Below are 13,613 nucleotides of genomic sequence, written 5' to 3'. Positions count from 1 at the left end.
AAATATAAAAAAACTCCGTCCATTAGGACGAAGTTATATTCGCTATACCACCTATGGTAAATCCCTATAATTTAAAAAGGATAAAAATCCCTGGGATTTTAAATCAAGTACTATCATACTCTATCCTTTAACGCAGGCTAACGAGACAGCTTATTCAGAATAACTTTTCAGCCTCTAGCTCCTAGGTGATTTTCCTTAAGTATTACTGTAACTTCACACCTAACAGTTACTCTCTGAATAGTAAATTCCCTAAGTACTTGCCCTCATCATAGCATTTATTAATAAAATTATAAATTAATATTTTATTATTGTCAATTATCAAGTATAGCTTTATCTTATATTGATTACTTAATTTACCATCAAGCAATATTACTATTTACAAATAATTTATATTAATTAATATTTACTTTTAAATAAAACTATGTTTTAATATATACATAAGATATATTTAATTAATAAATCTTAATTGGAGGAAATTTTATATGGATAATAATCTTAATCAAGAGATATTAGATAAATTAACTAAAGTTTGTTTATGCAAGGCAATTCCTAGATCTAAAATTAAAGATTCAATTAGAAAAGGTGCTACAACTGTAGAAGCAGTAAGAAAAGTTACCGGTTCTGGAACTGGAGGATGTTGCGGCAGAAGATGCACACCTAAAATTCAAGATTTAATTGATGGATATTTAGATAATCAATGGCAATAATAACTTGCATTACTTAACCCCCTTTAAATTAATTAACTCCCTAAAGAGGCTATAATAACTAAGAATAAATATTTTAATATATTGTCGTAATTTTAAATTACAAATCAATATATTATATATAAATCTCTTAGTATTATAGCCTCTTTTATATCTTATCTTTTATAATCTAATAACTCATCTTTAATCATCCAACTCATGCAATGTCTTGGATAACCCTTTTTTGTCAAATCACCAACTATACATATTTTTTTATTATAGTTACTTTCTATATCGCATTGTCTTATAGTTTTTAATATATATTCTACTCTGTTATTATATAATATATCTATTTCTTTTAATGATTCTCCCCAGGCTAATATTATATTATCTGCATTTTCAATTTCATCTTTTATAATCTCATCATTTTTAATAACAAAATTATTTTCTTTATACCTTTCATCATTACCAGTTATAAATCTTTCTCCCTTTTCTAAAAATAAATCACTTAAAGTTTCCCTACTATACTCATAAGCTGTAAAAAGGTTTACAATTGTTACCTTTCCTATATTTCCTAGTAATTCTTTCTTATTATTTAGATATTTTATTATTCTTTGTATAGATTTACTAATGCAATTTTCATCCAATCTTTTAGGCGCTCTTCCTATTACCAAAATATTACTTTTACCTTTTCTACTCATTCTAAAGGATATTTTATAACAGCGATTATTTTCATGGTCAATTAAAGTTTCTATAGAATTTTTTATAATACACTTTGGAAATTTCCCCTTTATCATAACTTCTCCTCATTTTATGGTAAATCTTACTTAATAAATATTTAACTTATTCAAGTTATATTCCTAATAACCAATATTTTTTATAAATATCTTTTAAACTTTATAATAAAAAGTTTTTAATAATTTTCTAAATAAAATAAGAACTTCACTGCAAAGTTAAATAACTAAACTTTTACAATGAAGTTCTTATTAATTCTCTATAATTTTTTACTTTAAATTATTTCCATATATCATCTTCGTTATCTTCTTTAATTTTAGGAACTGGTAAATTAATTCTCTTTAATAATATAAATGCAATCATAATAGTCAATATTATCTCAACTGCTGCACCTAAAACTGCCATAGCAGAAATATTTTCTATAATTAAAGTTGCTCCTCCAATTAATATTCCCACAGTTCCAAATAAGTAAATAGCTATCTTATTCCATAAAAATACACCTATTATAATTAAAATCATAACCAAGCCTAGAACAGTGTAAAAAATAACCGCTGGCTTACTTAACACTTTTTCTGGAACAAGAGTTTTTACACTTTGGTTTGTGAAAGGAGTCACTAAGTATAGTAACGCTCTTATAATATAAAATATTAAAATACAATTTACTATAACTCCCCTTTTTCTACTTTCCATCATTTACGCTCCTTATATACTATTTATTCTTACATTAATTAGTATATATTTTAGCATAATATAATTAAAGTACAATATTTAAATATTTTATATAAATTTAGATTATTTTTAATTATAAACTAAATAATCTTTTTATTTCTTCATATTTATCATGAGTTAGTAAAGCATCTTTATCTGTCCCTTTTAACTTAACTATATATGTCCACCTACCATAAGGATAGATTTTACTTATAAGTGAAAGATTTATTATATAAGATTTATGACTTCTAAAAAATTGAGATTTATCTAATTTATCTTCTACATCTAAAAGAGTTGCTGAAGTTATAAAACTATCAGTTTTGCTATATATAACAGTTGAATTATCTTCTCTTTGTACAAGAATTATATCCTTAGTATCTACAAAACTTATCCCTTCTTTATTTTTTATCATAAGCTTTTCTAGATTTTTCTCATGTTTTATAATCTTATCTAAGTTATCGCTAATTTTAGGAGTATGAAGGCTCTTTACCCTATCAAGAGTCTGATAAACCCTCTCTACTTTAAAAGGTTTTATTAAGTAGTCAAAAGCATAAAGCTGAAAAGCTTCTGGCATATACTGAGAGTGTGCTGTTGCAAATATTATAATAGCCTTAGGATTTATATCAGCTATCTTTTTTGCACATTCAACTCCTGTTATACTTGGCATTTCAACATCGAGGAATACCACATCAGGACGATATTCCTCAAATAAGTTTATAGCTTCTTCCCCACTTTTAGCCTCTCCTATAATTTCAAAATCCTTTGCCTTTTCCAAAATCTTTTTGATTATAAGTCTCATCCCAGGTTCATCATCAGCAATAAGAACTTTAAAGGCCATATCTTCTTCTATCCCTTCTTCTTGACTTACATTTAGGTGGTCCTATAATCTCTGAATAAATTATTGCCTTTTTTAATTCTATAGGACTCATATCCTCTGCAATCTCTTTTATATTTATATCTATTTCTTCTTCTATTTTTCTAAAATGATTTATATTTGCTAAAGATGTATTATCATTATTTTTTATAATAGATCTTTGAGCTTCTATTTTATCTTTTAAATATTGATTTTTATCATAATTGTCATCTTCTAACTCTTCATTATTATTATTTTGATTTTTATTTAAATTAGTATCTTTTTTACTTTTATTATTTTTTAAATTAGAATTTTTCTCTCTATTTTTTAATATATTTTTTTGAACTTCTTTAGCAATATTTTTAAAGGAATTAACATCCTCATTTTGTAATAAATCCTTATATACCTTAGAAGATTCAAACATATTTTTAAATTCATCAAATTTACCCATTGTAATCTCTCCTTAGATTACTTTTTATCATCAACTTCATTATCATCTGCTATACCTTGATTTTTAGATCCTGTATCAGAAATTGAACTTCTCATCTTAGTATCAGCTATAATATTTTGCATATCATAATAATCCATTATTCCAAGCTTACCTTCTCTAAGAGCATAAGCTAAAGCCTTCGGTACATCAGCTTCTGCTTCAACAACATAAGCCTTCATCTCTTGTTCTCTTGCAACTGCCATTGCTCTTCTTTCTTCTGCTTTTGCTTGAGCTATATTCTTATCTGCTTCTGCTTGAAGAGTTTGAAGTTGCGCTCCAATATTTCTTCCAACATCTACGTCTGCTATATCTATTGATAATATTTCAAATGCTGTACCTGCATCTAATCCCTTATTTAATACTGTTTGAGATATAGTATCAGGGTTTTCTAGCACTTCTTTATGACTTTTTGAAGAACCAACAGTAGTTACTATACCTTCACCAACTCTTGCAAGAATGGTAGCTTCTCCAGCTCCTCCTACTAATCTTTCAAGATTTGTTCTAACTGTAACTCTTGCTTTTACTAAAAGTTCTATACCATCTTTTGCAACTGCTGCAACATTTGGTGTTTCTATAACTTTAGGATTAACACTCATTTTTACTGCTTCTAATACATTTCTACCAGCTAAATCTATAGCTGCTGCTTTTTCAAATGGTAAAAAGATATCAGCTCTATGTGCTGCAATTAAAGCATCAACAACCTTATCTACATTACCACCAGCTAAATAGTGAGCTTCTAGTTGATTAATATTTAATTCAAGTCCTGCCTTTGTAGCTTTAACTAAAGGTAAAATAATTTTATTAGGAACAACTCTTCTAAGTCTCATTCCAATTAAGTTTACAATACTTACTCTAACATTAGCAGCTAAAGCAGAAATCCATAGTCCTAATGGTATAAATGTTAAAAATACAATTAGAAATACTATGACTATTCCTGTAATAACTAAAACTTTTATAATGTTTACGTCCATAATGACTCCTCCTTATTTATGTTTTATTCTACTTACTAATAATTTTACACCCTCAACTTTTATTATTTTTACATTAGTTCCCTTAGATATATACTCTCCATCTGTAACAACATCAAATTTAACTCCATCAAAATCTGCTGACCCTGCTGGTCTTAAATCTGTAATTGCCCTTCCCTCTTTTCCTAAAAGATATTCTAAATCAGAAGAACTTATATAACCATCTGATCTCTTTTGTTCATCTTTTAACACGAAAGGAGATATAACTTTTTTATTTGCAAATACTACAAATATTATTGCTAATAATACTCCAATTACAGCTAAAATTATCATAGTCATTATTACTGCTTCTACTATTGTATTACTTCCTATAATAACTGCAGCTAATAAACAAATTCCTCCACTTATACCAGGAGCACCAAAACCAGGTAATATCATCTCAATTGTAACAAGAATAAATCCTATTATCAAAAGCACTAATACCAATGCACTTAAATTTGCTGCAATCATAAATATTGTCCCCTCCTTTTTCTATATTAATTATCATTTATTAATTATATGTTATTAAAATTCAATCTAATTTGTAACTAAAACCAGCTATAACATACATTTTTAATATTCAAATGTCACTTTACATAAATAAACTTACATTTGTTTTTTAGGTATTTTTATATCAAAGGAAGTTCTATCATCTGAAGAATCTACATATATTTCTCCCCTATATTTATGAATTAAATCTTTTACTATAGTTAATCCCATTCCATCTCCATTATTTCCTTTAGTAGAAAAACCTTGCTCAAAAATTCTTTCTATATTTTCTTTAGGTATTTTAGGTCCATTATTCATAATCTTAAATATTAAATTATCAAAGCTTTCTCCAAATTCTATAAATATAGTAGGATTATTCTTAAATTTATCCTCCTTTAAAGCATAAATACTATTGTCTATTATATTTCCTAAAACCTTACAAAATTCCCATGGCTCCATACATAAAGTATCTAAGTTTGTTTTTATTTCAAGTTCCATCATTATATTATTTTCTTCTGCCATTTGCATCTTTGCCTGAAGCAATGCATTTACCGCTGGCTTAGAGGTTTTTAAAGCTTTACTTACTCTTATTATATCTCTATAAACAGGTTCTATATATTCTCTAGCCTCTTTATAATCTTCAAGTTCCATAAGAGTATATATAACTTGTATGTGATTCAAATAATCATGCCTTTGCTCTCTTAATTTTTTATTAAAGTCTTCTAGATATTTAAAGGTTTCTATAATATTTTTTTCTCCATTTTTATATAAAAGCTTATAATAACAAACACCTGTTATTAATGTATTGGCGGCTATTGTTATTGCAACTATATAAACTATTAAATATCCTGGGTTATAAAGATTTATATTGTTTCTATATAGTATTAAAACAAATATTAATGATATCTGTATTATATTTATAATTACAGATAATATTAATAATTTACTTAAGTTAAATTGCCCAAGTCTCCCCTTCATATTAACCTACCTTTTCTTAAAGTATATTTTTAATATTATTATATCATACCAAATAGTTCCATACGATTTGTAAAACTGCCATAATTAATATATAGCTATATAACTTTGTTATGATATAATCTTAGAAGAATTTAAACTAAGGAGATGAAATTATGTCTAGTAAATTTTATTTATATAAAGGATTAGGTAAGAAAGCTGAAGACGGACGTCCATGGATATACATAGATGAAATAAATGAATACGATGGAGATTATTCAAACGGTGATATTGTTGAAGTCTATAACTATAAGGGCTTTTTTATTGGAAAAGGATATATAAACGATCGTTCAAAAATAACTATAAGAATAATGACAAGGGATAAAAATGAGGAAATTGATTATAATTTCTTTAAGAGAAGATTTAAAACCGCTTGGGATTATAGAAAAAAAGTTATAGATACATCTAGTTGCAGATTTATTTTTGGAGAAGCAGACTTTTTACCTGGATTAACTATCGATAAATTTGAAGACTATTATGTAATACAAATTTCAACTCTTGGAATGGATAAATATAGAGATATAATCGTTAAACTTTTAGTAGAAGAATACAATGCTAAGGGAGTTTATGAAAGAAGTGATATATCTACAAGAGAGATAGAAGGATTAGAACAGAAGAAAGGCTTTTTAACAGAACCATTTGATACCATGATCCAAATAACAGAAAATGGAGTTAAGTACTATGTTGATATTGAAGATGGTCAAAAAACAGGCTTTTTCTTAGATCAAAAAGAAAATAGAGCTGCTATACATAGAATATGTAAAGATGCTGATGTTTTAGATTGCTTTACTCATACTGGTTCCTTCGCCTTAAATGCAGGGATAGCTGGAGCTAAATCAGTTTTAGGAGTAGACGTATCAAAACACGCTGTAGAATTTGCTACTAAAAATGCAGAACTTAATAATTTACAACATACTGTTAAATTTGAATGTCATAATGCCTTTGATGTACTTCCTAAGTGGTCAAAAGAAGGTAGAAAATTTGATGTTGTAATACTAGATCCTCCTGCATTTACAAAGTCTAAAAATACTATATTAGGTGCTAAAAAAGGTTATAAAGAAATAAACCTTAGGGGTATTAAAATGGTAAAAGAAGGTGGTTACTTTATAACTTGTTCTTGTTCTCATTATATGAGTGAAGATCTTTTAAAGAAAACTATAGCAGAAGCAGCTACCGATGCCAAAAGACAATTAAGACAAATTGAATTTAGAACTCAGTCTGCAGATCATCCAATACTTTGGAATTCTGATGAGAGTTACTACTTAAAATTCTTTGTATTCCAAGTTATTTAATAAATTCAAGTAAATATATATAAATTTAATACTTAAATTTATAGTAAATTTTTATAGGTAATTCTTATAATACAAATTTATAAATAAAAAAGCTGAATATTTAAATATTCAGCTTTTTTTAAGGAATTTAGAAAGGATTAAAGTTATGTAAAGTTTAATCTACAATGCGTTTTTGATTTCCCCATTTTTAAATTCTGGTACTACGGATAATATATCCTTTTTCATACAATAAGCTAAATCACTTTCTAAGGATAAACTCTTTATAACAGAATAATGTCTAGCTTCTTTTATATAGCTATCTATATCCTTATTATTTTCATAAATATACCTAGCGGTTTTAGCTATATCTGTTAGCTGCACTTCATGATTCTCTGTAATACAATCTATCATATATCCTGCACATATAAAATCATCCATTGAAAACTGTCCATTAGTTCCAGCATTTAAAAATACAATATCTTTATTTTCTTTCTTCACCAATTGAGCTACAGCTCTTCCATTTATCATAGCACCTATATAAATTTTATAAGCACCTTTACATCCATTAATAGCTTTAGTTCCATTTGTAGTAGTTATTATAACATCTTTATTTTGTACAATCTCTTTAGTATATTCTAAAGGAGAATTAGATAAATCAAATCCATCAATTTTTAAAGCTCTTCTTTCTCCTCCTAATATAACACTATTTCTATCCTTAGAAGCTAATTTAAAAGCATCCTCAACAGTTAATACAGGAATAACCTTATTACAGCCATTTGCTATAGCAGTAGTAATAACTGAAGTAGCTCTAAGCATATCAATTACCACAACTACCTTATCCTTTATTTGACTTTCTTTTATATGATCTGCTGATATAATAACATCAATATTCATTGTTATTCTCCTTCCATATAAGGAAAGCTATTGTAAATATTGTTGCTTGCTTAAAGTCTCTTATATCATAACCAGTATCCTTTTGTATTTTATCTAATCTATAAATTAATGTATTACGATGAATATATAATTTTTTAGCTGCTTCACTTATATTTAAACCACAATTCATAAGCTCTTGTATTGTATTTATCATTTCATTATCAAATTTAATGAGCTTGTCATTAAACTTATTAAATATTTCTTTTTTCATATTATCATTTATGTTATAAACTATTTTTTCAAACAATAAACTTTCACTATTATAAATAGTGGATTTTAATCCATACTTCTTACCTAAATTTATGCACATAACAGAATTTTCAAAAATCTCTTTAAGATTCTCTATACCTTCTGATAAATAACTATAACTTATATAAGGTTTAACATATAAATTAGAAAATATAAGTTCTTTTATTCCTCTTGCATGATCTAATATCTCGTCAAAATTTCCTAGTATAACTATATAATTTTTATAAATAATTGCAGTAAATTCTTGGTCATTATAGGATTCCTTTAAAATATTTAGAGCTTCATATTTGTTTTTTTCTACAGAAATAATAAATAACGTACATTTATTATTTAGAAAAGGGAATGCTCCATAAAGAGCATCCATATTAACTCCTTTTCCTTCTAATATATCAATAATCAATTGCTCTCTTAGATCATATATCTCTTTAAATTTACTTTCTATAGAATATTTTAATAGGGATGTACATATTTCAAATCTATTATCTAATATTAAATTAACTTTTTCATTACCAAATAAAATACTTCTGCTAATTGCTTTTTCAATCTCTTCTGTTGAGTGAAAAATTATAGTACCATCATTTTTTATGATCTTAAATGGAACTCCACTATTTTCACTTAACTCGGAGAGATAATTATTGAAATTGTACATCAAAAATCCCCCCTAAAATACTGTTAGTTCTGTATCTTTATCAAATACGTGAACCTTATCTATTTCTATAGCAAATTTCGCTTTATCTCCTGTTTGAAGCTTAGTACTTCCATTAACTCTTATAGTTAAACTATTTCCTTCATTAGATACATAAATGTAACTTTCAGCACCCATAAGCTCTGTAACTTCAACATTAACTTCCATTACTGAGTTTTGATTTTGAGATATAAAATCTGGATCATCATCTATATGCTCTGGTCTTATACCCATTATTACATCTTTTCCTATATATCCTTTTTCTTTTAGAATTGAAACTTGCTCTGGTAATAATTCAAACTCTTCTTTACCAAATACTAAAGCAGTCTTACCACCTTTATCTTCAACTTTAACATTAATAAAGTTCATTTGTGGACTGCCTATGAATCCTGCAACAAATACATTTGCTGGATGATCATAAACCATTTGTGGACTTGCAACTTGTTGAACTATACCATCTTTCATAACAACTATTCTTGTACCCATTGTCATAGCTTCTGTTTGGTCATGGGTAACATAAATAAATGTTGTTTGTAGCTTTTTATGAAGCTTAGCTATTTCAGTCCTCATTTGAACTCTTAACTTTGCATCTAAGTTTGAAAGAGGTTCGTCCATTAAGAATACCTTAGGTTCTCTTACTATAGCTCTTCCTAAAGCAACCCTTTGCCTTTGACCTCCTGATAAAGCCTTTGGCTTTCTATCTAATAAATGCTCTATATCAAGAATTTTTGCTGCTTCTTTAACTTTTCTATCTATTTCATCTTTTGGAATTTTTCTTAATTTAAGTCCAAAAGCCATATTATCATAAACAGTCATATGAGGATATAATGCATAGCTTTGGAATACCATAGCTATATCTCTATCTTTTGGAGCAACTTCATTAACTAATTTATCTCCTATATAAAGTTCTCCCTTTGATATTTCTTCTAATCCTGCTATCATTCTTAAAGTAGTTGATTTACCACATCCTGATGGTCCTACAAATACTATAAATTCTTTATCTGCTATATCTAAATTAAAGTCTTTAACTGCTGTAACGTCTCCTTGGTAAACTTTATATATATGTTTTAATGATAAATTTGCCATTATTATCATTCCCCTTTCATTTACTCTAATATAATTGTAACCGTTTGTAAGGGGATATTCCATAATCATTTCTTCCAAAAGTATTTCTAAGTATTTGTAGAAAAATACAAACCCTGAAATAAATTATTATCTTCCATTGTTTTATCTATTGAATTTAGTACTTCCCACTTTTTTAAACTCCACATAGGTCCTATTAAACTATCTCTCGGTGCATCACCTGTTAATCTATGTATAACTATGGATTGAGGCATCATTGCAATACTTTTACAAACAAGCTTTACATACTCTTCTTTTGATAGAAACCTTAATCCACCCTCTTCATATATTTTAACAAGATTTGTATCTTTCATTAAATGAAGCAAGTGAAACTTAACACCTTGTATATCTTGATTTGCAATATATTTAACTGTTTCTTCCATGTCCTTTTTACTTTCTCCTGGCAATCCAAAAATAACATGGGTTACAACATCTATGCCTCTCTTTCTAAGCTTTTTTACTGCTTCATCATATACTTTTAAATCATATCCTCGATTTATTAACCTAGCAGTATTCTCATGTATAGTTTGAAGTCCTAATTCTACCCATGTATAAACTTTTTTATTCATTTCCTCTAAAACATCTAATACTTCATCTTCTAAACAATCAGGTCTTGTAGCTATAGCTAAAGCCACTACTCCCTCTTGGTTTATTGCTTCCGTATATTTTTTTCTTAATTCTTCTGCTGGTGCATAAGTATTTGTGTAGGCTTGAAAATAAGCTATATATTTTCCACTTTTCCACTTTTTAGCCATCATTTCTTTTATATCTTGAAATTGGTTAGTTATACTGCAAGTTCTTCTTCCTGCATAGTCACCAGAACCTTTAGAGCTACAAAATATACAACCTCCCTTACTTACCTTACCATCTCTGTTAGGACATGAAAATCCTCCATCTAAAGATATTTTAAAAACTTTTTCACCAAACTTTTCTCTTAAAAAATAATTTAAACTTTTATATCTTTTATCTCCCCACTTATTTTCCAATATCTTCACCTCTTATAAGTTATCATTAGTTATAACATATTTGACTTTAAGCATATTTACTTTCCTTATTAAGCGTTAATAGTTAAAATCTATTAACGCTATAAAAATCTTATTTTCTATAATAATTATATATTATATCTTAGAAACTTTTAACCTCTTTAAATCTAATAAATACTTTCCAGTAACACTCTGTCTTAATCCTTGTGCCCCCTCGATTCCTGTAACTTCTAAAACAAAATTATAGTCTTCTTTTTGCACAAAATTTACATTATATTTATCTCTTGGAAATATATTTTCTAAATCTGCATCAACTTCCTTCCCTTTTGCTATATCGTATATTTTGATTCCATCTCCTTTTTCACTTTCTTTAAAAGAAACTATTAAATATAAATCTTGTTCTAAAAAATTTAATCCTTTTACCACTTTATCCTTATAAACATCTAAAGGAGTTATTTTATCTCCTATTTTTTTATCATCATCTTTTTTTTCCTTATCTTTTTTATTTTGTCCTTTTTCTCCTGATGCCTCCCCAGCAGCAGTCTGTATAGATTCATTAAGATTTACTATACCAACAAAATAATAACTATCATCATATGTACTTATAGCTACTTTATTAGCACTTAAAGAGAAATTAACCACTCCAAATTCTTTAGATGGTATTGCTAATTTAGATATCTCAAATATCTTATTATCTAAATACATATCTCTTGGAATATTCTTTAAATCTATTAAAGTCTTAGTCTCTAAGTTTCCATAAGTAGAAACTTTTAGCTTTTTATCACTTTCAAAAACTTCCCCTATAATCCTAGATTCTATCTTGCTTATTTTATATGTTTCATCATCTAATCTGCTTATAGTTATTTTCATAAGATCTAAATCTGCCATAGGTTTATTAGTCTTTGATCTATCTACCATAACTTCTACCTTCATATCATTACCCAAAAGATTACTATATACTATTTTATACTCTAATAATTCATCATCTGTTTTATGTAAGTTATCAACATATAATTCATCCTTACAAAGTTCTTTAGCTCCATTGAAATTATTATTTTTTAAACAGTCCATAAAATTAGTTAATACAGCTAATCCTGCTTCTTGGTTAAATAAAACCTCTCCCTTTTTAAAATCATTAGTTACTTTTTCTTTATTATCTTTCTTACATCCTAATATAGTAAAAATAACAATAAATATTAAAAAAATTATTCCTAGCTTCTTTTTCAAATATATCCCTCCCTAATTTGTTATATATTTATAATTCCCAAGTAGAATAAAAACTATAATAGCAACTATATATATTATGTAAGAGAATATATAGGAGGATTATTTATGAAAGATTTAATTAAGATTTTTCAAGTTGCAGCCGTCTTTATAGGTACTATAGTTGGAGCTGGACTAGCATCTGGAAAGGAAATAACTCACTTTTTTACATCCTTTGGCCTGCCAAGTTTTTTTGGAATAATTTTGTGTGGATTATTCTACATACTATTTTGTTCTATAATTTCAGATATAAGCCAAAGGTATAGATTAAGATCTTATAGTGATGTTATAAAAACTGTTAGTCCTAATTTATTAGGAAAATTTACTGGGATAATAACCACCCTTTATCTAATATCATCAGCCTCAATAATTTTGGCAGGTAGTGGTGCATTATTGAATCAATTTTTTGGTATTCCTAAAATTGTAGGTTCTTTAATTATGGCTTTAGTATCAGTTATCACACTAACAAAGGGAACTAACGGACTAATTGGTATAAATTCATTAATAGTACCCTCATTAATAATAACAATAACAACTATTTTTATTATGTATATATTTTTCGGAAATAGTGAAATCACATTAGAAATGCTTAAAGGGTTAGGAAGTAGAAAAAGTAATTGGTTAACTTCTACTATACTCTATGCAGGATATAATATTCTTTGTTGCTGTGGTGTTTTAGTTCCTCTTAGCACAGAGATTAAAAAGAAAAGTCATATGTTTTGGGGAATTACTATAGGTTCTATAGGATTAACTTTTTTATGTATAGCAATTAATTTCATGCTTATGATAAATCAACCTTATATATATGAATATCAAATTCCATTACTTTATATAGCAGATAGATTTGGACGAGCTATTCAAGTTATGCTTATGATTATTATATGGTGTGAAATGTTTTCTACTGAGGTTTCTGATGTTTTCTCTATAAGTAAAACCTTAGAAGATAGTTTTAAAATTAAATATAAACATGGCATTTTTCTAGTGATAGGTTTAGCAATACCTATTTCTCAGGTAGGATTTAGTAATCTTATAGAATCACTATATCCTATGTTCGGCCTTCTAAGCTTGATATTTATTTTTCAATGTATATACTTTTATATTAGAAAGTGTAAAAGTTAAGAGGTGTTA

General features: G+C 27.1%; 15 protein-coding genes and 1 other annotated feature. Of the genes, 3 read left to right on the top strand and 12 right to left on the bottom strand.

All coding sequences use genetic code 11. The features are described 5' to 3' along the window. Positions 1–20: 20 nt before the first annotated feature. Positions 21–279, bottom strand: a binding site (T-box leader). Positions 280–482: 203 nt separating this feature from the next. Then, positions 483–707: a (2Fe-2S)-binding protein gene (locus tag BUA70_RS01650; protein ID WP_072892491.1), complete on the top strand. Its 225-nt coding sequence runs from the start codon at positions 483–485 to the stop codon at positions 705–707. Positions 708–859: 152 nt separating this feature from the next. On the opposite strand, the gene BUA70_RS01645 is transcribed toward BUA70_RS01650, so the two are convergent. From BUA70_RS01645 to BUA70_RS01615, 7 genes are all read right to left on the bottom strand, one after another. Beyond that, a complete protein-coding gene (locus BUA70_RS01645; protein WP_072892490.1) occupies positions 860–1,480 on the bottom strand; it encodes a DUF1643 domain-containing protein in 621 nt (206 codons plus the stop codon). A gap of 217 nt (positions 1,481–1,697) precedes the next feature. Continuing rightward, the gene (locus BUA70_RS01640) at positions 1,698–2,108 is read right to left on the bottom strand and encodes a hypothetical protein (RefSeq protein WP_072892489.1); all 411 of its coding nucleotides are present in this window, start codon (positions 2,106–2,108) and stop codon (positions 1,698–1,700) included. Positions 2,109–2,220: 112 nt separating this feature from the next. Continuing rightward, positions 2,221–2,964 carry a LytR/AlgR family response regulator transcription factor gene (locus BUA70_RS01635; protein ID WP_072892488.1) on the bottom strand — a complete coding sequence of 248 codons (744 nt, stop codon included), beginning with the start codon at positions 2,962–2,964 and terminating at the stop codon, positions 2,221–2,223. Next, positions 2,954–3,430, bottom strand: coding sequence for a hypothetical protein (locus BUA70_RS01630; RefSeq protein ID WP_072892487.1), 477 nt, complete (start codon positions 3,428–3,430; stop codon positions 2,954–2,956). Before BUA70_RS01630 ends, BUA70_RS01635 begins: the two co-directional genes overlap by 11 nt. A 17-nt stretch (positions 3,431–3,447) precedes the next feature. Then, positions 3,448–4,440, bottom strand: coding sequence for a flotillin-like protein FloA (gene floA / locus BUA70_RS01625; RefSeq protein WP_072892486.1), 993 nt, complete (start codon positions 4,438–4,440; stop codon positions 3,448–3,450). A gap of 12 nt (positions 4,441–4,452) precedes the next feature. Beyond that, entirely contained in the window at positions 4,453–4,947 is a 495-nt protein-coding gene (locus tag BUA70_RS01620; protein ID WP_072892485.1) for an NfeD family protein, read from the bottom strand. Between the two features lie 135 nt (positions 4,948–5,082). Continuing rightward, entirely contained in the window at positions 5,083–5,943 is an 861-nt protein-coding gene (locus tag BUA70_RS01615) for a sensor histidine kinase (RefSeq protein WP_072892484.1), read from the bottom strand. Between the two features lie 152 nt (positions 5,944–6,095). Between BUA70_RS01615 and BUA70_RS01610 the strand changes: the two genes are divergently transcribed. Beyond that, complete coding sequence (locus tag BUA70_RS01610) at positions 6,096–7,271, top strand: class I SAM-dependent rRNA methyltransferase (protein WP_072892483.1); 1,176 nt, start codon at positions 6,096–6,098, stop codon at positions 7,269–7,271. A 159-nt stretch (positions 7,272–7,430) separates the two neighbouring features. On the opposite strand, the gene BUA70_RS01605 is transcribed toward BUA70_RS01610, so the two are convergent. From BUA70_RS01605 to BUA70_RS01585, 5 genes are all read right to left on the bottom strand, one after another. Next, positions 7,431–8,144 (bottom strand): 2-phosphosulfolactate phosphatase family protein, encoded by a 714-nt coding sequence (locus tag BUA70_RS01605; protein WP_072892482.1) that lies wholly within the window; start codon positions 8,142–8,144, stop codon positions 7,431–7,433. Further along, the gene (locus tag BUA70_RS01600; RefSeq protein WP_072892481.1) at positions 8,134–9,081 is read right to left on the bottom strand and encodes a PucR family transcriptional regulator; all 948 of its coding nucleotides are present in this window, start codon (positions 9,079–9,081) and stop codon (positions 8,134–8,136) included. The genes BUA70_RS01605 and BUA70_RS01600 overlap by 11 nt, the downstream gene beginning before the upstream one ends. 12 nt (positions 9,082–9,093) lie before the next feature. Next, on the bottom strand, positions 9,094–10,203 hold the full coding sequence (locus BUA70_RS01595) for an ABC transporter ATP-binding protein (RefSeq protein WP_072892480.1): 1,110 nt from the start codon (positions 10,201–10,203) through the stop codon (positions 9,094–9,096). Between the two features lie 86 nt (positions 10,204–10,289). Next, positions 10,290–11,225, bottom strand: a complete 936-nt coding sequence (gene mnmL, locus BUA70_RS01590; RefSeq protein ID WP_072892479.1) for a tRNA modification radical SAM protein MnmL/YtqA — start codon at positions 11,223–11,225, stop codon at positions 10,290–10,292. A 132-nt stretch (positions 11,226–11,357) separates the two neighbouring features. Beyond that, positions 11,358–12,449 (bottom strand): hypothetical protein, encoded by a 1,092-nt coding sequence (locus BUA70_RS01585; protein WP_072892478.1) that lies wholly within the window; start codon positions 12,447–12,449, stop codon positions 11,358–11,360. Positions 12,450–12,554: 105 nt separating this feature from the next. Between BUA70_RS01585 and BUA70_RS01580 the strand changes: the two genes are divergently transcribed. Continuing rightward, on the top strand, positions 12,555–13,604 hold the full coding sequence (locus BUA70_RS01580) for a YkvI family membrane protein (protein ID WP_072892477.1): 1,050 nt from the start codon (positions 12,555–12,557) through the stop codon (positions 13,602–13,604). The last annotated feature ends 9 nt before the right edge of the window (positions 13,605–13,613 follow it).

The organism is Clostridium fallax, assembly GCF_900129365.1.
GTDB classification, from domain to species: domain Bacteria; phylum Bacillota; class Clostridia; order Clostridiales; family Clostridiaceae; genus Clostridium_AH; species Clostridium_AH fallax.
The sequence above is the reverse complement of the archived record's forward strand: the minus strand, read 5'-3'. Positions and strand labels throughout refer to the sequence as shown.

Coding starts and splice junctions, on each gene's coding strand:
- BUA70_RS01635 (WP_072892488.1), bottom strand. CDS start 2,964: ATGGCCTTTAAAGTTCTTATTGCTGATGATGAACCTGGGATGAGACTT.
- floA (WP_072892486.1), bottom strand. CDS start 4,440: ATGGACGTAAACATTATAAAAGTTTTAGTTATTACAGGAATAGTCATA.
- BUA70_RS01630 (WP_072892487.1), bottom strand. CDS start 3,430: ATGGGTAAATTTGATGAATTTAAAAATATGTTTGAATCTTCTAAGGTA.
- BUA70_RS01650 (WP_072892491.1), top strand. CDS start 483: ATGGATAATAATCTTAATCAAGAGATATTAGATAAATTAACTAAAGTT.
- BUA70_RS01595 (WP_072892480.1), bottom strand. CDS start 10,203: ATGGCAAATTTATCATTAAAACATATATATAAAGTTTACCAAGGAGAC.
- BUA70_RS01600 (WP_072892481.1), bottom strand. CDS start 9,081: ATGTACAATTTCAATAATTATCTCTCCGAGTTAAGTGAAAATAGTGGA.
- BUA70_RS01645 (WP_072892490.1), bottom strand. CDS start 1,480: ATGATAAAGGGGAAATTTCCAAAGTGTATTATAAAAAATTCTATAGAA.
- BUA70_RS01615 (WP_072892484.1), bottom strand. CDS start 5,943: ATGAAGGGGAGACTTGGGCAATTTAACTTAAGTAAATTATTAATATTA.
- BUA70_RS01605 (WP_072892482.1), bottom strand. CDS start 8,144: ATGAATATTGATGTTATTATATCAGCAGATCATATAAAAGAAAGTCAA.
- BUA70_RS01620 (WP_072892485.1), bottom strand. CDS start 4,947: ATGATTGCAGCAAATTTAAGTGCATTGGTATTAGTGCTTTTGATAATA.
- BUA70_RS01610 (WP_072892483.1), top strand. CDS start 6,096: ATGTCTAGTAAATTTTATTTATATAAAGGATTAGGTAAGAAAGCTGAA.
- BUA70_RS01580 (WP_072892477.1), top strand. CDS start 12,555: ATGAAAGATTTAATTAAGATTTTTCAAGTTGCAGCCGTCTTTATAGGT.
- BUA70_RS01640 (WP_072892489.1), bottom strand. CDS start 2,108: ATGGAAAGTAGAAAAAGGGGAGTTATAGTAAATTGTATTTTAATATTT.